At 53.3% G+C, this 520-nt stretch carries 1 protein-coding gene; it reads right to left on the bottom strand.

From position 1 onward, the window contains the following. On the bottom strand, positions 1–520 hold a 520-nt coding region (locus tag FRW57_RS22790; protein ID WP_152187152.1), incomplete at both ends, for a TetR/AcrR family transcriptional regulator.

Raw genomic sequence — 520 nt, 5'->3', positions numbered from 1 at the left:
CTGACATCGCCATGGTCGAGCCAATTGGAAATCGTGTCGATCAGGAAGTTCGCGATCGCCTCACCACAAAATTTGTAGTCGACCGGTCCCCTTATCGGATTCGCCAATCTGCGCATCAGGCGTTCGGCGGTTCGTTCCGCAACGACATCTTTGTATCGCTCGAAATATATGGACAGCTCCGGATCATGCGCGGCATGTCTGGCAAGGATCCGCATGGCTCCCGGCTCCTTTCGACATGCCCTGACAATGGCTTTCAGGGCATCTTCCCAGCTCGGATATTCCAGCGCATCGATCGCGAGAAACATGTCTGACGCTCGCTGCAGCACTTCGATGATGAGATCGTCTTTGGAATCGAAATAGCGATAGAGTACGATCTTCTTTGTACCGAGATCCTGAGCGAGCTCATTCATCGAGAATTGATAGAAGCCCTGCCTGGACAGAACTTCGGTCGCATTTTTCAGAAATGCTTCCTTGCGTAGCCTGCGATGCCTCTGCCGCGCGCCTTCTTTAACGGCCATCG

The sequence above is a fragment of the Segeticoccus rhizosphaerae genome (assembly GCF_009192725.1).
Lineage (GTDB): Bacteria > Actinomycetota > Actinomycetes > Actinomycetales > Dermatophilaceae > Segeticoccus > Segeticoccus rhizosphaerae.
The sequence above is the reverse complement of the archived record's forward strand: the minus strand, read 5'-3'. Positions and strand labels throughout refer to the sequence as shown.